General features: G+C 69.7%; 9 protein-coding genes and 1 pseudogene. 8 read left to right on the plus strand and 2 right to left on the minus strand.

What is annotated here, in order from left to right; translation table 11 throughout:
• Positions 1 to 57 precede the first annotated feature (57 nt).
• From ACFW47_RS02745 to ACFW47_RS02765, 5 genes are read left to right on the plus strand one after another with little or no spacing between them, the layout of a single operon-like run.
• Positions 58 to 1,137, plus strand: coding sequence for a PhoH family protein (locus ACFW47_RS02745; RefSeq protein WP_386278848.1), 1,080 nt, complete (start codon positions 58 to 60; stop codon positions 1,135 to 1,137).
• A gap of 12 nt (positions 1,138 to 1,149) precedes the next feature.
• Positions 1,150 to 1,647 carry an rRNA maturation RNase YbeY gene (ybeY, locus tag ACFW47_RS02750; protein ID WP_386278846.1) on the plus strand — a complete coding sequence of 166 codons (498 nt, stop codon included), beginning with the start codon at positions 1,150 to 1,152 and terminating at the stop codon, positions 1,645 to 1,647.
• A complete protein-coding gene (locus ACFW47_RS02755; protein ID WP_386304506.1) occupies positions 1,644 to 2,948 on the plus strand; it encodes a hemolysin family protein in 1,305 nt (434 codons plus the stop codon). The genes ybeY and ACFW47_RS02755 overlap by 4 nt, the downstream gene beginning before the upstream one ends.
• On the plus strand, positions 2,945 to 3,304 hold the full coding sequence (locus ACFW47_RS02760; RefSeq protein WP_386304508.1) for an MmcQ/YjbR family DNA-binding protein: 360 nt from the start codon (positions 2,945 to 2,947) through the stop codon (positions 3,302 to 3,304). Before ACFW47_RS02755 ends, ACFW47_RS02760 begins: the two co-directional genes overlap by 4 nt.
• A gap of 37 nt (positions 3,305 to 3,341) precedes the next feature.
• A complete protein-coding gene (locus ACFW47_RS02765; RefSeq protein WP_191884081.1) occupies positions 3,342 to 3,695 on the plus strand; it encodes a cytidine deaminase in 354 nt (117 codons plus the stop codon).
• 56 nt (positions 3,696 to 3,751) lie between these two features.
• On the opposite strand, the gene ACFW47_RS02770 is transcribed toward ACFW47_RS02765, so the two are convergent.
• Positions 3,752 to 4,315 carry a hypothetical protein gene (locus ACFW47_RS02770; protein ID WP_386304510.1) on the minus strand — a complete coding sequence of 188 codons (564 nt, stop codon included), beginning with the start codon at positions 4,313 to 4,315 and terminating at the stop codon, positions 3,752 to 3,754.
• 588 nt (positions 4,316 to 4,903) lie between these two features.
• On the opposite strand from ACFW47_RS02770, the pseudogene ACFW47_RS02775 reads away from it, so the two are divergent.
• A pseudogene (locus ACFW47_RS02775) lies at positions 4,904 to 5,227 on the plus strand (tyrosine-type recombinase/integrase); the annotation flags it as partial.
• A gap of 613 nt (positions 5,228 to 5,840) precedes the next feature.
• On the opposite strand, the gene ACFW47_RS02780 reads toward ACFW47_RS02775, so the two are convergent.
• On the minus strand, positions 5,841 to 13,634 hold the full coding sequence (locus ACFW47_RS02780; protein WP_386304824.1) for a ricin-type beta-trefoil lectin domain protein: 7,794 nt from the start codon (positions 13,632 to 13,634) through the stop codon (positions 5,841 to 5,843).
• A 514-nt stretch (positions 13,635 to 14,148) separates the two neighbouring features.
• Here ACFW47_RS02780 and ACFW47_RS02785 point away from each other — a divergent pair.
• Both ACFW47_RS02785 and era read left to right on the plus strand, forming a co-directional pair.
• Positions 14,149 to 17,316, plus strand: a complete 3,168-nt coding sequence (locus tag ACFW47_RS02785) for a DNRLRE domain-containing protein (protein WP_386304511.1) — start codon at positions 14,149 to 14,151, stop codon at positions 17,314 to 17,316.
• A 129-nt stretch (positions 17,317 to 17,445) separates the two neighbouring features.
• Positions 17,446 to 18,399 carry a GTPase Era gene (era, locus tag ACFW47_RS02790; RefSeq protein ID WP_073723920.1) on the plus strand — a complete coding sequence of 318 codons (954 nt, stop codon included), beginning with the start codon at positions 17,446 to 17,448 and terminating at the stop codon, positions 18,397 to 18,399.
• The last annotated feature ends 4 nt before the right edge of the window (positions 18,400 to 18,403 follow it).

The following is an 18,403-nucleotide window of genomic DNA, read 5'->3' on the forward strand; positions in this document are numbered from 1 at the left end:
CACCCGTCACGCGGCGCACGCCGCAGAGGAGGACGAGCAGGCCTCGAGCGCCGGCCCATGACTCAGACACCCTCAGCTCACACCCCCGCGCAGGGGCAGGCGAGAGCACAGATCACCGTCCCCGCCCAGCACCCCATGGTGACCGTACTGGGATCCGGCGACTCCCTCCTGCGCGTGATCGAGAAGGCCTTCCCGGCGGCCGACATCCACGTCCGGGGAAACGAGATCAGCGCGGTCGGCGACGCCCACGAGGTGGGCCTCGTCCAGCGCGTGTTCGACGAGATGATGCTGGTGCTCCGCACCGGGCAGCCGATGACGGAGGACGCAGTGGAACGCTCGATCGCCATGCTCAAGGCGAGCGAGAACGGGGAGAGCGACGGCCAGGAGACCCCGGCCGAGGTGCTCACGCAGAACATCCTGTCCTCGCGCGGCCGCACGATCCGCCCCAAGACGCTGAACCAGAAGCGGTACGTCGACGCGATCGACAAGCACACCATCGTCTTCGGCATCGGCCCCGCGGGCACCGGCAAGACCTACCTGGCGATGGCCAAGGCGGTGCAGGCCCTGCAGTCCAAGCAGGTCAACCGCATCATCCTGACCCGCCCGGCGGTCGAGGCCGGCGAGCGGCTCGGCTTCCTGCCGGGCACGCTGTACGAGAAGATCGACCCGTACCTGCGCCCGCTGTACGACGCGCTGCACGACATGCTCGACCCGGACTCGATCCCGCGGCTGATGGCGGCCGGGACGATCGAGGTCGCGCCGCTGGCGTACATGCGCGGCCGGACGCTGAACGACGCGTTCATCATCCTGGACGAGGCGCAGAACACCAGCCCCGAGCAGATGAAGATGTTCCTCACCCGGCTCGGCTTCGACTCGAAGATCGTGATCACCGGTGACGTGACGCAGGTCGACCTGCCCGGCGGCACCAAGTCGGGTCTGCGGCAGGTGCAGGAGATTCTGGAGGGCGTCGAGGACGTCCACTTCTCCCGGCTGTCGTCCCAGGACGTCGTCCGGCACAAGCTGGTGGGCCGTATCGTCGACGCCTACGAGAAGTACGACAACGACCACGGCACCGAGAACGGCGCGCACAAGCCGCACGGCAGGGCGTCCGGTGCCAAGGGCACCAAGGGGAAGTAGACCAGCACCACCATGTCGATCGACGTCAACAACGAGTCCGGAACCGAGGTCGACGAGCAGGCGATCCTCGACATCGCCCGCTACGCGCTCGCGCGGATGCGCATCCACCCGCTCTCCGAGCTCTCGGTGATCGTCGTGGACGCCGACGCCATGGAGCAGCTCCACATCCAGTGGATGGACCTGCCGGGTCCGACGGACGTCATGTCCTTCCCGATGGACGAGCTGCGCCCGCCGGGCAAGGACGAGGACGAGCCGCCGCAGGGGCTGCTCGGCGACATCGTGCTCTGCCCGGAGGTCGCCGCCAAGCAGGGCGCGGAGGCCCAGACCCAGCACTCCATGGACGAGGAGCTCCAGCTCCTGACCGTCCACGGGGTGCTGCACCTGCTCGGCTACGACCACGAGGAGCCGGACGAGAAGGCCGAGATGTTCTCACTGCAGGCCGCCATCGTGGACGGCTGGCGTGCGGAGAAGGGTCTGACCGGCCCGTCCCCGGCCCCGACCGTCTCATGAGTCTCCCCCTGGTCGCCGGCGCGGTCGCCCTGGTGGTGATCGCCTGGCTCGCCGCGTGCGCGGAGGCGGGGCTCGCCCGGGTCTCCAGCTTCCGCGCCGAGGAGGCCGTGCGGTCCGGGCGGCGCGGCAGCGTCAGGCTCGCCAAGGTCGCCGCCGACCCGACGCGCTATCTGAACGTGGCGCTGCTGGTCCGCGTGGCCTGCGAGATGGCGGCCGCCGCGCTGGTCGCGTACGCCTGTCTCAAGGAGTTCGCCAACACCACCGAGGCCCTGCTGATCGCCATCGCGGTCATGGTGCTCGTCTCGTACGTCGCCGTCGGGGTGTCCCCGCGCACCATCGGACGCCAGCACCCGATGAACACGGCGACGGCGGCGGCGTACGTGCTGGTGCCGCTCGACCGGATCATGGGTCCGATCCCGTCGCTGCTCATCCTCATCGGCAACGCGCTCACGCCCGGCAAGGGCTTTCGCCGCGGCCCCTTCGCCTCCGAGGCGGAGCTGCGGGCACTGGTGGACTACGCCGAGAAGGAGTCGCTGATCGAGGCCGAGGAGCGCCGCATGGTGCACTCGGTGTTCGAGCTGGGCGACACCCTGGTGCGGGAGGTCATGGTCCCGCGGACCGACCTCGTCGTCATCGAGCGCTACAAGACCGTCCGCCAGGCGCTCACCCTGGCCCTGCGCTCCGGTTTCTCGCGCATTCCGGTCACCGGGGACAGCGAGGACGACGTCGTCGGCATCGTGTACCTGAAGGACCTGGCCCGCCGGACGCACGTCAGCCGGGAGGCGGAGAGCGACCTGGTCTCCACGGCGATGCGCCCGGCGTCCTTCGTGCCCGACACCAAGAACGCCGGTGACCTGCTGCGCGAGATGCAGAAGGACCGCAACCACGTCGCCGTCGTCATCGACGAGTACGGCGGCACGGCCGGCATCGTCACCATCGAGGACATCCTGGAGGAGATCGTCGGAGAGATCACCGACGAGTACGACCGGGAGCTCCCGCCCGTCGAGGAGCTGGGCGAGGGCCGCTTCCGGGTCACCGCCCGCCTCGACATCGGTGACGTGGGCGAGCTGTACGGCCTGGAGGAGTTCGACGACGAGGACGTGGAGACGGTGGGCGGCCTGCTCGCGAAGGCGCTGGGCCGGGTGCCGATCGCCGGCGCCTCCTCGATCGTGGAGCTGCCAGACGGGCGGGAGCTGCGGCTGACCGCGGAGGCCGCGGCGGGCCGCCGGAACAAGATCGTGACGGTGCTGGTGGAGCCGGTCAACGCGGCGAGGCCCGCGAAGGAGGCCGCGTCCGAATGACCCCCGGGGAGCTGCGCGACTTCTGCCTGTCCTTCAACGCCGCCGTGGAGGACTTCCCCTTCGGCCCGGAGATCTCGGTCTTCAAGGTGCTGGGAAAGATGTTCGCGCTGTCGTCCCTGGACGGGGACCCGCTCACCGCCAACCTGAAGTGCGACCCGGACGACGCGATCCGCCTGCGCGCCGACCACCCGGGGCTGGTCGTCCCGGGCTGGCACATGAACAAGCGGCACTGGAACACGGTCACCGTGGACGGCGGTCTCCCGGACCGTCTCGTCCGGGAGCTGGTCGAGGACTCGTACGACCTGGTGGTCGCCGGCCTGCCGCGCGCGGAGCGGCTCCGCCTCGACCGTCCCTGACCTCCGGGCGACCGGCGTGGCTACGTATGCTCACCCCATGACCGAGACTCCCGACCTCGACCCCGAGGACCGCAAGATCGTCACCCTGGCCCGCTCCGCCCGGGCCCGCAACGGCGTCCCCGAGGGCGCCGCCGTACGCGACGAGACCGGCCGCACGTACGTCGCCGGCACGGTGGCCCTCGATTCCCTGAAGCTCAGCGCCCTGCGCACGGCGGTGGCGATGGCGGTGGCGTCCGGCGCGAAGTCGCTGGAGGCGGCGGCGGTGGTGACGGAGGCGGAGTCGGCGTCGGAGGAGGACCGGGCGGCGGTACGGGACCTGGGGGGTGCGGGGACGCCGGTGCTGGTGGCTTCGCCGGACGGGACGGTGCGGGGCGCGGTCAGCGCGGGCTGACCGAGGCCGTATGCCTGTCTCTCGGGCCGTCGGCCTGGCCCGCTGTCCGGAGCGGGTCAGTCCGCGATGTCAGGATCGGCTCCGGGCACCGGGGTGACGAACCGTTGGTAGGCCAGGGCCCACACGCCGGTCTCGCGGCGTACTTTCCTCATCGTGGACAGCGGGTCATCGGCCCAGCCTTGGAGCAACGACTGGGCGGCCACCTGGCACGAGCGCTCGAAATCCACCGCCCCCTGCGCGCTGCCCACTCCGGCTTCCAGGAAGCCGGCCGTCTCCACGGCCCGTGCGGACATGTCCTCCTGTGACGCCTCCTCCCGCCCCGCGAAATGGGCGAGCGCCGTGGCGGCGAGGTCGCGGTGACCCCGGAGGAATTCCTCGGGAAGACCGAGCGCCCGGGACTGCTCCCCCAACGCACGATTCGCGTCCTCGGCCTCGGACACGACCCGGGGATGGATGTCGGAGCCGCGCAGGTGGCGCCAGACGGCTCGCATCCCGGCGTCCATCCGGTAGTACAGGGACCGGAGACGTTCGTCCGGACAGGCGGCGAAGACCGCGCCCCCTATCCGCAGGACCGCAGAGGCGTTGAAGGCCAGGGCAACGCCGCGGGCCGTGTCCTGCATGTACTTACTCCTTCTCGGACGGTCAGTACGGCTGTGGGGGGAGCGCCGGTGTGTGCGGAGTCAGACATGCTCGGCCGCATCTTCCTGCGGGTCCGGACTGCGCAGTCCTCGTGATTCGGCCACCCGAAGCGCGTCGGTGAGGGCCTCGGCCAGTCGGGAGGCGAGCCAGCGGTACGCGGTGACCGACAGAGCTCGCGGGTCGGGGGTCACGACCTCGCGGGCGTGTTCAGCAGTTCCTCGCCCATGCCGAGTTGGATGGCTTCGATACTGTCGGCGAGTGTGGACAGGTAGCCCCTGCCGTCGGTCCTGAGGTAGCAGGGGTACCCGTCCGCGGTGGTCCACGGGGGTAAGCGGGGGCCGGCCACGCCTGCCGCCGCGTCGTAAGGTTCCCGGCGCCGCATGCGGTCCGCGTCGCTCCTGGGTTTGGTCACCGTGCACCCCCAGCTGGGTCGCTGATAGGGACACGGTGACCGTAGGAGCTGTCTGGCCGTCACTCCGCATTTACGGGCCAGGGCATTTTGCGACACGGAGTGTGCGAAGTGCCGCGCTGCGTGGTAGCCGTCCGACGACGCCCAGGTAAGAGGCCATGTCGGCTTCCACTGGGAAGACCTCGACCTCGACGGCGGGACTGCCACCGTCCGGCGCTCCCTCCAACGCACCCGCCGGGCCGGACTCCGACGCATCCGCGTCCACGACCTCCGCCACTCAATCGCCACCCTGCTCCTGGAACAGGGGGTCGACCTCGTCGTGATCAGGAAACTCCTCGGCCACGCCCACATCGGCGTCACCGCCGGCGTCTACGCCCACGTCCGACTCCACCTCCAACGCCAAGCTATCGACACCCTCGGCAACGCCCTCAGCTCGACGGACAACGACTCCGACGGCCTGCCCTCCGCAGCCGTCGTGCGCTGACGTTGCCGTCAAGCATCCGAAGGAGCCCCATCAGCAACACTGGTGGGGCTCTTCGTCTTCATACCCCGAGCGATGTCTGGCCGTGCCAGACTTGCGACGGAAGAAGAATCGGTCCGACCACAGCGCGACCGCCTGCTGAGTAGGCAAGCCACCTCACGTCCTCGCACTGAAAAACCGGCTCAGAACGCGAGTAAAGCCAGATCTGTACGACGTTCCCTCCAGCTGCCGTCAAATCCCACCACAACCATTGACGCTTTCCCGGCTCGAAACTCCAAAGCCAGTCCTGGACTTCCCAGGGTTCCTCTCCGCGATGCTCGATGTATCGACGTCGCCCTTCGATTGATTCGGGCACCTCAGATGCACCCACTTCACCTTCCTCTGCAGATGAAAACCAGCTGGGGACATTTGCTTCGGACAGATCGTCGGACTCAAATTCTCCCCGAATGGCAAGCTGCACGCCCGCAGCCAAGGCGGACCTCACACGCCTTGCGTACGCACTGGGGTCCCCAGCCACCTCCACCACGAGCGATGCCAGCAGCGCCGGAGCGTCAGAAAGGTCGGCCCGCGCTTTCAAGCGCCGCACCTCATCATGGAACGACCATCGATCCACGTTTCACCCTCCCCCGGGGAGTACTCGACCAGAGCCAGGCACTATCTGGCCCAGCAACTCGTCAAACATCGAAGATGGTATCCCGAAGAGGTCCGTCTGCCGGCGGTCATCAATCTGGGGACGCCCAGAAGAGAATATATTCCAATTCCTTCTGCTCATACCAGGAGGTCGCCTCTGATCGATTGCGGAAGCCCGAATGGAGTCAACGTAGGACGTTGGCACATCAAACGCGACAATGTGCCCACTTGTTCCACGGTATGCCTGCGAATGACTGATGTCACCGCTCATGTTGAGATGAAGCATCCCGTCTCCATTGATCGAGACATTCCCACCGCCGTCAACCGAAAGGCGCATGCTTTCGGGATGCTCCTGGTACCGATAAACCGTCGTGTTGCAGTTGTGGACGAGTACCGGGGTCTGCCCCGCCAGCACATAGTACGTATGGACGTTGCCGACCGTGAGGTTGTGGACCGTCGCCCCGGGGCTCGTCCAGCGCTGTACCGCGGTGATCTGGACGTGTGTGCCCGCGCTGGTCTGGAGCCACTGGCCGGAGCGGAGGTCGGTTGCGTCGAGCCACTTGCCCAGTTCGGGGACCCAGAAGGGGTGGCCGTCGGTCGCGGTGACCTCGGCCGTCTTCGTGCCCGCCTTGCCGTCGGTGTCGATCGTGACCTTGACCAGGTGCTTCAGGCCCTCACCCTTGATCTCGGCGGTGACCGTCTCGATCCGGCGCTCGCCGGTCTCCGGGTCGGTGGCGATCACCTTGTCGCCGGCCTTGACCTGCTCGATCGGCTTGGTGGTGCCGTCGGCCATCAGGACGTGGGTGCCCGGCACGAAGCTGTTGTTGATCGGGCAGGAACCGCCGTCCGCCTTGCCGGAGCCGCCGCTTCCGCTGCTGCCGCCCTTGCTGCGGGAGGAGCCGCCGGAGTTGCCGCCGGGCTTGGAGGTCGCCTTCTTGCCGCCGCCCGAGGCCTTGCTGGCCGAGGACACCTTCGGGGCCGCCTTGGCCTGGGCCCGCTTCTGGACGGCGTTGCCGGTCTTCTTGGCCTGTGCCGCGGCCTTGTCGGCGGTTCTCTTCGCCTGTTCCGCCGCCTTCTTCTTGGCGCGTTGCGCGGCCTCCTTCTTGGCCTTCTCGATCGCCGCCTTCTTGGCCTTCAGCGCCGCTGCCTCGGCCGCCTTCGCGGCCTTCAGCACGGCCTCGGCCGCCTTCTTGGCCTTGCGGAAGGCCTGGATGGCGTCGATGGTGCGGTCGATGGCCTTGAGGACGCCGGGGATCTTGCCGGCCTTGAACCAGGGGATCGCCCCGAGGACCATCCCGGCACAGGACCACATGTCACCGCCGAAGCAGGCCATGGCGTCGCTGATCCCGATGAAGTCCTTCAGCGTGCTCCAGGCCGCGCCGAGAATCACCGAGGTCAGGGATTTGCCCATGGTGGCCTGCGCCTGCGAGACCTGCGCCGCCGACAGCCCGGCTCCCGCGAGGGCCGCGGCCCGCTCGGAGGCGGTCAGGGAGATGGCCAGACCCGTCGGGTCGGACATCGTCACCGGGTTGTTGTGCGCGTAGGAATAGCCGTTGGACTGGAGCAGGTCGTTCAGGTCCAGCACCGGGTCGGCGGACAGGAAGCGCCCGACCACCGGGTCGTAGAGCCGGGCGCCCAGCGGCTGGTAGCCGGAGGAGTCGTCGCGGGTGGCGCCCAGGAACCCGGAGTGGGTCTGCAGGTCGTGGCCGACCGTGTCGGTGCCGCGCTGGTTGCCGAACGGGTCCTGCTTGCGGATGCGTACCGCCATGTCGCCGTAGAGGGCGACCTCCGCGTAGGTGCTGCCCTGGTGGTCGCCGGCCAGGGCGACCAGGGCCTCGGTGCCGTTGCCGTTGGCGTAGCGCATGACCGCGCCGCCGGGGGCCGAGTAGGTGCGCTGGGTGTGGACGAGGGTGCCGCCCGGACGGACGGTGACCTCGGCCTCACCCAGGTACAGGGTGGCCTGCTTGTCCTTGATCCGCAGCAGCTGGGAGCCGTCGGGACCGTAGATGTAGCGGGTGTCGTTCTGCGCGGCCCACTGCTGCTCGGCCTTGGTCGCGCCGCAGGCGGCGAGCACGATCGGCGTCGAGTCCGCCGAGTTCGCGTCCTTGACCGTGAGGCACAGGCCCGACGCGACGTGGGTCAGCTGACCGGAGGCGTTGCGCTTCAGTTCCTGCGCGGCCGAGCCGTCGCACTTCTGGAGCTGGACGGCCGCGCCGGCCGTGTTGCCCGCGGGCTGCGCGCACCAGTCGTCGTGGATGACCATGGCGCCCCGGTCGGGGTCGGTCTGGGCCGCGGTGGGGGCGAAGCGCCAGCTCTGCGCCACCGAGGCGTTGCAGGAGTACAGCTGGACGGGCTGCCCCGCCGCCGCCGTGCCGCTCCTCAGGTCGAGGCACTTCTCGGCCAGACCCACGTACGGGGTCTTGCCGCCGGTGCCCTGGCCCTTGATGCGGTCGATCTTGCCGTCGTAGGTCCAGGTCAGTTCCTGCTTGTCGCCGTTCTCGACGGAGGTGACCGACTTTGTCTCGCCGGTCAGCTCGTACAGGCGCTCCGCCTCGGCCTTGACCTGGGCGCCCTGCGGCGTGGTGTAGGTCTTGGACACCTTGGTCAGCGTGTGCGGCTGGGTGCCGTCGGCCTTGCCGTAGGAGTAGGTGGTCGTGGCGTCCTTGGCGGTGGCCCCGGTGAGGTCCTTCTCGGTCAGCTTGGTGCGGTTGCCGACGAGGTCGTACTCGTACTCCTGCCAGTAGCCGGAACCGTCCTTGCCGGCGGCCACGTCGAGGGTGCCGTCGCTCTTCTTCGGGCCGGCGCAGGCGGTCTGGTCCTTGGCGGTCCAGGCCGTCTTCAGCTGGCCGAGCGGGTCGTAGGCGAAGCACTGGCGCTCGGCGATGCCGTCGGAGTGCTCGCGGATCGAGGTGACGTTGCCGGAGGGGTCGTAGGTGTAGGAGCGGTTGGAGACGAGGTGGCCGGTGACCACGCTCTGGTCGCCGGTCCCCTCGCGGTAGACCGACTGGTCCTTCAGCTCACCGGTGGACTCGTCGTACGTGCTCTGCGTCCACACCCGGTAGGGCTGGGAGCCCAGCGTGGAACGCAGCACCTGGCCGTAGGAGTCGTAGATCGTCTCGGCGCCGTACCAGTCCTTGCCGGAGACCGAGAGGGGCTTGCCGTACTTGTTGTAGCGGACGACGAGCTTCTCGGCGTCGAAGCGGCCGACGGCCGGGAGCGTGGCCTCCTTGACGGCGCCGGTGTCGTTGTAGGTGTAGCCGTAGGTGTAGGTGGTCTTCAGGCCCCAGGTGTCGGCCAGCGACTGCGGCAGACTCAGCGTCGTCGAGGTCGGGTCGTAGTCCTCGGTGTAGCCGTTGATCCGCTGGGTGTAGGCCTCGCCGTCGGTGTAGCGGGTGGCGGTGGCCGGCATGCCCTTGCCGCCGGGGGCCGAGTCGTAGCCCAGGTCGGCGAGCAGCTTGCCGGTGGCGCTGCCCAGGCGCTGCTGGGTCGGGCGGGACAGGACGTCGTAGCCGTTCCAGACGGTGACGCCGCGGGCGTTGGTGGTGGTCAGCGTCCGGTCACGGTGGTCGTAGGTGGTGCGTGTGGTGCCCGTGTCCGGATCGGTGGCGCTGGTCTGCCGGCCGCGGTGGTCGTAGGTCCACGTGTACGGGTGCGTGGGGTCGGCGGAGTTGGTCGCCTTCACGAGGTGGCCGCGGTTGTCGTACGCGTACCGCATCGACGTGAAGCCGCTGGGGGCCGAGTTGAAGGTGTCCACGCGGGAGGTGCGGCCGAGGGCGTCGGTGTAGACGCGGTACGAGGAGGTACCGGCCGGATTGATCACCTTGGACCAGTCCTGGCCGTACTCGTAGCGGGTCGCCTTGGCCGGCACCGGCTGGGAGGTGGCCTCCTTGGTCTCCGGGTCCATGACCTTGAGGACCGGTGTCTCCTCGAGCACCCGGCCGAGGCCGTCGTAGGTGTAGCGGGTGATGTTGGGGACGGCGGTGTCGGCGAGCGGGGTGAACAGCTCGCCGGGCTTGGCCTCGTGGGTGAGGTAGGCGTTGTTGGTCTGCCAGATCTCGCCCGAGCTGTTGTAGAGGGTGTCGGTGATCAGGTGGCCGCCGCCGTCCGCCTCCTCCTGCGTCTGCCGCTCGCGGCCGAGGCCGTCGTAGAGGGTGACGGAGGCCTCCACGCGGTCGTTGTGGCCGCGGGTGTAGCTGGTGACGAAGGGGGGCTTGCGGTCAGGGTTGTCCGGGTCGTACTTGGGGACGGTGTAGACGGCCCTGAAGTCCGGGACGGACGAGCTGGACGGGGTGCGGCCAGGGCCCCAGGCCTCCAGGAGGCGGCCCAGCGGGTCGTACTTGGCCTCGCTGACGTGTCCGTTGGCGTCGGTGGTCTTGAGGGTCGTGGAGCGGCCCGGCTCCAGCACCCGCTTCTGGGTGTGGCCGGCGGCGTTGGTCTCGGTGACCTCGAAGACCTGCCCGGTGGCCGGGGTGTAGGTGATCGTGCCGGACTTGCCGTCCGGGTCGGTCTGCCTGACGACCCGGCCGACGGCGTCGAACTGGCTGGTGCCGTTGGTCTGGAAGCCGGTGCCGGCGCCGTTCAGCGACCAGGTCTCGGTGGCCAGGCCACGGGTGCCGGCGGCGAGCGCGGTGCCGTAGCCCGTGCCGTCGTAGGCGGTGCGGGTGGCGCCGCTGAGCGTGGACAGGTCGGAGAAGTCGGCGTTCGCGCAGGTGGTGGGCGAGACCAGGACCTGCTTGGTGAGGCCGATGAGGTTCTTGCCGGGGTGGTGGAGGTACTCGGACCGGGTGCAGGACTCGTCGCCCGCCTTGCCGGTGTCGCCGAGCGACTCGACCTGGGTGGGCAGGCCGTACGTCGAGTCGTACTCCGTCTTGGTCTCGACGACCCGCTCGGTGCGGTCGTCGTCACCGGTGCCGGAGGACTTGGTGTACGCGACCTCCCTGGGCTCCGTGACGCGCCAGGCGCGCAGCGGGCTCAGTCCGTCGTCGCGGTCGCGCCGGCCCAGTTCGGTGGCGGCGGGGACGGTGACGCTGCGCGAGAGCCAGTCGGTGTCGGCGTCGGAGGCGCTGGTGTAGGTCAGTTCCTCGGCGATGCGGCCGGCGAAGGGCTCGCGGTCCTTGGCTATCTCGGCGCCGGTGATGTCCTTCACCGGGACGGTGTCGCCCATGCCGCGGAAGTAGCGGGTGACGGCCTTGGACTTCTTGCTGCCGATGGCCGGCTCGTCCGTGCCCGTGATCACCGTGGTCTGCTCGAACCCTGCGAAGTGGGAGTAGGTGCGGGTGGACTTCTTGGTGAACTCCGACTCGGCCAGCTTCCAGCCGGCGTTCTTGTACGCGTAGGCCGTGCGGGTTCCGAAGGAGCCGTCGACGTTCGGCAGTTCCTCGATGGAGTCGACGACGTACTTGTGGAACCAGTCGATCTCCTCGTCCTCGGGATCGGGGCTCCAGAACTGCGGGTAGCACAGCCGCGTGTTGGACTTCAGCGCGGCGGTGTCCGACTTGCCGGGCAGTCCGGTGCCGGTGGCGCAGTCGCCCGTGGCCGGCTTGTAGGTGACGACGGTCTCGCCGCCGTACTCGTTGATGACGCGCGCGACGCGCAGGCGGGAGAAGCCGGGGCGCGGGTCGTTGGGGCGCATGACCCGGTTGGGCATGTCGTCCGCGTTGGACTCGAAGCGCACCGCGTTGAGTTCGACACTGTCGTCGGTGGAGCCGTTGCGGGCGAAGCCGGTGCGCTGGATCGACTCCAGCCACAGGGCGGTGTTCGGGCCGGTCTTCAGGACCGGGAAGCTCTGCTTGAGCGTGTACCGGTCGACGACCTGGCGGGCGTCGGTGTCGGTGCGCCGCTGGGCGGAGGTCTGGATCTGGGTCAGGCGCTTGCGGGTCCAGAAGGACGGGCCCGCGTTCCAGCAGGTCTTGCCGGACGCGCACCGCAGGTCGGCCGGGGTGTCGTACCAGATGCGGTACTTGCCCGGGTCCTTGTCGGTGAAGTTCGCCTCGGAGCAGGTCAGCGAGCCCTCGGTGAAGCAGCGCTCGTCGACGGTGAAGTTGACGCGGGCCGGGGCGGGCGCCGAGAAGATGCTGTCCTTGCGCTGGCCGTAGTCGATGCGGGACAGGTATCCGCCGCGGTCGTAGACGACGGGGGCCTTGAAGTTGAAGTTGCGGGCGTAGTGGTTCTGCTCGGTCTTCCACCACAGGGACATGGCGTTGCCGTGGACGTCCTCGACGTAGTCGAGGTTCCAGCGCCAGGCCTGCGTGCACCAGGAACCGGCCCAGTCGCCGGCCTTGTAGCAGTCCTCGCCCGGGTGGTTGCCGTAGACGGGGACGGTCAGCACCGAGTCGGTGACCGCGCTGCCGTCGGTCCAGCCGGGGAGCCGGTGCTTGCCGAAGTGGTAGCGGGTGCCGTCGCGGGTGGTGACGACCCAGTACTCGCCGTTGCGGGCGCCGTTCTTGGTGTCGGGGTCCTCGATGCGTTCGACCTTGGCGCCGTCACCGTTGGCGGTGAACCACTTGCCCTGGTCCTTGTCCCACACCAGCTCGGTGGTCATGCCGCCGAGCGACAGGGTGGCGTTGTCGGAGCCCCAGCACAGGTCCGCGGTGCGGTGGGTGGCGTTGTTCGACCCGGCCTTCTTGGAGTCCTGGCGGCAGTTGGCGTAGGTGCGGGTGATGGAGCCCGGGTTGTAGTCCCAGCCGTCGCCGATCCAGGAGGCCTGGTTGTTGGTGGCGGAGGTGCGCCCGTCCACGGTCTGCGAGGAGTAGCCCAGCGCGATCTTCGGCATCAGGCCGCCGGCGGTCTCGGGGACCTGGACCTGGTAGCCGTAGGTGAAGGCGCCGGAGGAGGCTCCGGCGGACCAGGAACCCGAGGTCAGCAGCGGCGTCGCGGTGAAGTCGCCGGCCGCCGAGGCTCCGGTGTCCATGGCGCCGATCACCTGCGGGCCGGAGGCGTCGACGGCCTGGAGGGCGCCGGTGCGGGCGGACGCGGTGCGGGCGGAGGCCCCGGACGGCTCCGGGGCGGACTCGGGGGCCTGCTCCGTGCCGGTCTCCGGGACCTGCCGGGCGGCCGCGTCGCCGCCGAGCAGGTCGGCGACCGGTACGGATCCGGTCAGGACCTTGTGGGTGGCGGCGTTGCGCGGGCTCTTCGCCTTGGTGGGGGCTTCCTTCGCCGGTACCACCTCGACCGTGCTGGGCAGCCGCTCGGCCTTGTCGCCGGCCTTGCCCGACATGGTCTGCGCGCCGCCCTCGGCGGCGCAGTCACCGCTGTCGGGGGAGGTCAGCACACACTCGGGCAGCAGCACCAGACCGAAGCGGTCGGCGGCCTGCGGGCCGTAGAGGTCCGCGAAGGAGGTGGTGTCGACGGCGAGCGCGACCTGTGCCGCCGGGTCCGCGGTGGCGGGCGGGGTGACCTGCATGATCAGGCCGGAGACGCCGGCTTCCTGGGACGCGGACGGCGCGGCCAGGTCGACCTTCCACTCACCCGCGACGGCGGCGGCGTCGGTTCCCTCCGGCACACCGACCGCGACGGGCAGGCCGCCCGAGACCGGGACCGTGGTGCCGGCGGCGGTGTCCGCGGACAGGGTGGCGGTGCCGCTGCTCTCCGTCCAGGGCGTCACGGCGGTCGGCGCGTACGGGTCGACCGGGACGACGGGGGCGGTCGTGAGGTTCTTCTCCGCCTCCTCGTCCCCGTCGAGGGAGGTGCTCTCGGGCAGGTCGGGGAGGTCGATCGCCCCTTCGCGGCTCATGCCGGGGCCCGGTACCGCCCATGCCTCCGCGCTGAGGGTCGTGACCATCATCGTCGAGGACAAAAGGAGGACGGTCGCCACGCGGCCGTGCCGCCGACGCCGTCGTTGTGACTCCGTCAGGGCCGGGCGTCTACGCCCCAGCCAGGACAGCGGACTCTGAGCACGCATGCGCGTCGACTCCCACCCAGGCAAACGAATGTGCCCGCACCTTCTGTCATGAGCGCCGCAGGCTTCAAGATCGACAAATCGACTCCAGACCCAATTCCTGTGATCCGTGCCACGCCTGATGTCGCATCAGAACGTCACTTTCCGTGACTGGCGAGAAGTATGGCGAAAAACCGACGCCATCGCCGCACAACAGGTGACCAAAAGCCGTACATGCGACACCCGGACTCCGATCACAGGCGGTCACAGGACGGGCATCACAAATTCATAAAATCTTCATACGTGGACGGCCCGTGCGGATCGTGTGATCGTGTGCGCGCCCATGCCCCGCGACCCGCCGTCCGGGGCTGTCTGTGCTGCCCCCATCCGCCTGGTCCACACGGGAGTGACCACCGCCGTGTCCGCGCCGCCCCGTTTCCTCAGCCCCCTCGTGCGCACGCGCACCAGGCTGGCCCTCACCCTCGGCCTCGTCCTGGCCGCCCTGACCGCCACCCTCCTGCCGTGGTGGCTGCCCGACGACTCGCCGGCCCCACGGGCGAACCGGCCCGCGGACGCCAAGCCGGCGGCGACCGGCCCCCGCGACGAGGCCGCCGCGGCGTCCGAGGCGCGGCGCACCCGCAAGCAGGTGCCCGTCGACACGGCGACCACCGCCACCTCGCGGACCTGGGCGCTGCCCGACGGCAAGATGCGCACCGAGATGACCGCGCTGCCCCAGCGGGCGAAGAACGCCGAGGGGGCGTGGGCGCCGATCGACAACCGGCTGCGGCGGACCGGGAAGGCCGGCGACACCCTCAGTGTCCGCCCGGTCAACCCCGCGATGCCGGTGCGGTTCGCCAGCGGTACCCCCGGCGCGAAGGACCGCGCCGACCGCTCCTACGCGCGGCTGCCGCTGGCCGACGGACCCGCGGCGCGGGAGACCGTGCTGGCGGAGCTGGACATCGACGGCCACACCGTCGCCTACACCTGGCCGGGCGAGCTGCCCGAGCCGGTGCTGGACGGTCCCCGGGCCCTGTACCCGGAGGTCCTGCCCGGTGTCGACCTGCTTCTGGTGGCGCGCGAGGAGGGCGGATTCGCCCAGCTGCTCATCGTCAAGGACCGCGAGGCCGCGCGCAGCGAGGCGCTGACGAAGGTCTCCTACGGGCTGCGCTCCCGCACGGCCGTCTTCCAGTACGCCGCGGACGGCAGCCGGGTGCTGGTGCTCGACGCGGACGGCAAGGAGATCGGCTCCGTCCCGACACCGTTCGCCTGGGACTCCAGCGGCCGGGACCCCGAGTCGCCCGAAGGCGCGACCCGTACCTCCGTGGCCACGTCCGCCGACGTACTGAAGCTGTCCGGGCTGAGCGGTATCGAGCCCGGGGCACGGCAGACGCAGCTGCCGGTGCGGCTGACGGGCGACCGGACGAAGTCGGCCCGGATGGACCTCGGCCTGGGCGCGGTGGACCTGCTCACCGACGCGGACACCCGCTTCCCGGTGTTCGTCGACCCGACCCTCAACGGTCCCTGGCAGGCGTGGACGGTGGCGTACAAGCCGTACCCGAACAGCAGCTTCTGGAACGGGACCAACTTCAGCTCCGGCACCTCGGACGCCCGGGTCGGCCACGAGGACGACACCAACGGCACGGCACGGTCGTTCTGGCGCATGAGGTTCAGCAGCTCCCTGAAGGGGGCGACGGTCACCGACGCGAAGTTCAAGGTGCTGAACAACCACTCCTGGTCCTGCACCAAGCGCGAGTTCCAGTTCTGGCTGACCGGGTCGATCTCGTCCGGCACCACCTGGAACAAGCAGCCGGGCTGGAGCAAGTCGCTCGACAAGAACTCCTTCGCGCACGGCTGGTCCTCCAGCTCCTGCCCCGACGAGTACGAGTCGTTCGAGGTGGACGCGGCGGCCCAGCAGGGCGCCAACAGCGGCTGGTCGAACATCACCTTCGGCATGCGGGCCACCAGCGAGTCCGACACCCAGACCTGGCGGAAGTTCCGGGCGACCTCGGCGACGCTGACGGTGGTCTACAACCGCAAGCCGAGCGAGCCGACCGGCGGCAAGTCGTCCCCGGGCGGAACCTGCTCCCCGGGTCCGGGCGCGGGCGTGACCATCGGCAAGACCAACATCACCCTGTCGGCGAACGCCAAGGACCCGGACGGCAACCTGGAGTCGCTGCAGTTCCGCTTCTGGAAGACCGGTGGGACTCCGGTCACCTACACCGCGAAGCCGGACTCCGCCGGCACCGCCCGGGTGGTCATTCCCGCCACCCTGCCGCTGACCGACAAGACCACCTACTCGTGGGACGTGCGCTCCCTGGACACCTCGGACGCGGTCTCCACGTACTTCCCGCCGGGCACCGAGCCCTGCCGGCTCACCGTCGACGCCACCGCTCCGCCGCAGCCCGAGATCGAGAGTGTGGACTTTCCGCAGGCCACGTCCAACGGCCAGACCTGGGCGAACGTCAAGTTCGGCGCGACCGGCTCGGTGACCTTCACCTCCGCGGGCGCGGCCAAGTTCCAGTACGCCATCGACGGACAGAACTGGACGTACGTGACGGCCAACTCCGCCGGCGTCGCCACCGTCACGGCCCTCAAGCCGGCCCACGCCGGGCCCAACTGGCTGGGCGTCTACGCCTACGACGCGCACGGCAACAAGAGCGTCCGCTCCGACTACAACTTCTACGTCCCGCCGCGCGACACGGCCGACGGCCCCGGTGACACGGGTGGCGACGGCCTCCCCGACCTGCTGATCGTCAACGAGAGCGGCAACCTGTTCAACTGCGTCGGGGCCCCCGAGGGCGAGCTGTACAGCTGCCTCGGAGCGGCGTACACCCCGGACAAGAAGCTGCACCCGGCCAACCACTGGTACGACCCGAGCACCGGCAAGGCCGCGCTGATCACCCACTACCAGGACGCCTACCCCGGCGACGGTGCCACCGACCTGTTCGCGGTCACCCCGGACGGCCGCTTCTGGCTCTACCCCGGTGACGGCTACGGCAGCTTCGACGTCGGCGAGCGACTGGAGGTCCGGCTGCCGTCGGGCACCCCGGCGCCGTCCACCTGGACGCAGATCAAGGCCGTCGGAGACATCACCGGTGACAAGCACCCCGACCTGGTCCTGCGGGCCGGAGCCGAGTTCTGGACCCTGTCCGGCTACAGCGGCGCCTCCTTCCGCGAGGCCACGCTGATGAACGACGACGCCTGGGCCCGCCGCGACATCGTCAACGTCGCCGACATCAACGGCGACAGCACGCCCGACCTGCTGTGGCGCAACCTGGACAACGGCAACATGTACGTCCGGCACGGCAAGCCCGGTCCGGTCAGGGGCAGCGTCGACCTGGTCTCGCTCAAGCTGGCCGCCGGCTCGCTGAACGGCGACGTGTCCTACGGCACGTCCTGGACCGAGGCCAACGTGTCCACGGCCCTCGGCATCCCCGACGTCAGCGGCGACGGCATCCCCGACATCTGGGCCCGCTACGGCGGCGACGGCCAGATGCGGATCTACCACCCGTCCAGGACGAACACGAACCCCGCCGTGAAGAACGTCCTGTCGGCGGACTGGAGCAAGGTGAAGGCCCTCGGCTGACATCCCGGCCCCGGTGACTCCCCCGGCCCCGGTCTTACCCGCACGCGGGGGAGGCCGGGGCCCGGTCGTTCCGCCGGCGGTGCGGCGGGTGGTACGGCGGGGCTCCGGGGATCAGGGACAATGGGCGCCATGAGCGTTCGTACCCAGTCATCCGAAGAACCGGCCGAGGCTGTTCACCGGGCCGGCTTCGCCTGCTTCGTGGGCCGTCCCAACGCGGGCAAGTCCACCCTCACGAACGCTCTGGTCGGGCAGAAGGTGGCGATCACCTCGAACCGCCCGCAGACCACCCGGCACACCGTCCGGGGCATCGTGCACCGCGAGGACGCCCAGCTGATCCTCGTGGACACCCCGGGGCTGCACAAGCCGCGCACGCTGCTCGGCGAGCGGCTCAACGACGTGGTGCGCACCACGTGGGCCGAGGTGGACGTCATCGGCTTCTGCCTGCCGGCCAACGAGAAGCTGGGGCCCGGCGACCGCTTCATCGCCAAGGAGCTGGCCGGGATCAAGAAGACCCCGAAGGTCGCGATCGTCACCAAGACGGACCTGGTGGACGGCAAGACACTGGCCGAGCAGCTGATCGCCATCGACCAGCTCGGCCAGGAGCTGGGCATCACCTGGGCGGAGATCGTCCCGGTGTCGGCCACCGGGAACAAGCAGGTGGACCTGCTCGCCGACCTGCTGACCCCGCTGCTGCCCGAGGGGCCCGCGCTCTACCCCGAGGGCGACCTGACCGACGAGCCCGAGCAGGTCATGGTCGCCGAGCTGATCCGGGAGGCCGCGCTGGAGGGGGTACGGGACGAGCTGCCGCACTCCATCGCGGTGGTCGTCGAGGAGATGCTCCCGCGCGAGGACCGCCCCGCCGACAAGCCGCTCCTGGACATCCACGCCAACGTCTTCATCGAGCGCCCCAGCCAGAAGGGCATCATCATCGGCCCCAAGGGCAAGCGCCTGAAGGACGTCGGCATCAAGTCCCGCAAGCAGATCGAGGCGCTGCTCGGTACGCCGGTCTTCCTGGACCTGCACGTGAAGGTCGCCAAGGACTGGCAGCGCGACCCGAAGCAGCTGCGGCGGCTCGGGTTCTGAGGCC

This window comes from Streptomyces sp. NPDC058796, assembly GCF_042745235.1.
Taxonomy (GTDB): Bacteria; Actinomycetota; Actinomycetes; order Streptomycetales; family Streptomycetaceae; genus Streptomyces.

Bases quoted from the DNA above. Each gene is read 5' to 3' on its own strand.
- ACFW47_RS02745 (WP_386278848.1), top strand. From the start codon at position 58: ATGACTCAGACACCCTCAGCTCACACCCCCGCGCAGGGGCAGGCGAGA.
- ybeY (WP_386278846.1), top strand. From the start codon at position 1,150: ATGTCGATCGACGTCAACAACGAGTCCGGAACCGAGGTCGACGAGCAG.
- ACFW47_RS02755 (WP_386304506.1), top strand. From the start codon at position 1,644: ATGAGTCTCCCCCTGGTCGCCGGCGCGGTCGCCCTGGTGGTGATCGCC.
- ACFW47_RS02760 (WP_386304508.1), top strand. From the start codon at position 2,945: ATGACCCCCGGGGAGCTGCGCGACTTCTGCCTGTCCTTCAACGCCGCC.
- ACFW47_RS02765 (WP_191884081.1), top strand. From the start codon at position 3,342: ATGACCGAGACTCCCGACCTCGACCCCGAGGACCGCAAGATCGTCACC.
- ACFW47_RS02770 (WP_386304510.1), bottom strand. From the start codon at position 4,315: ATGCAGGACACGGCCCGCGGCGTTGCCCTGGCCTTCAACGCCTCTGCG.
- ACFW47_RS02780 (WP_386304824.1), bottom strand. From the start codon at position 13,634: ATGGTCACGACCCTCAGCGCGGAGGCATGGGCGGTACCGGGCCCCGGC.
- era (WP_073723920.1), top strand. From the start codon at position 17,446: ATGAGCGTTCGTACCCAGTCATCCGAAGAACCGGCCGAGGCTGTTCAC.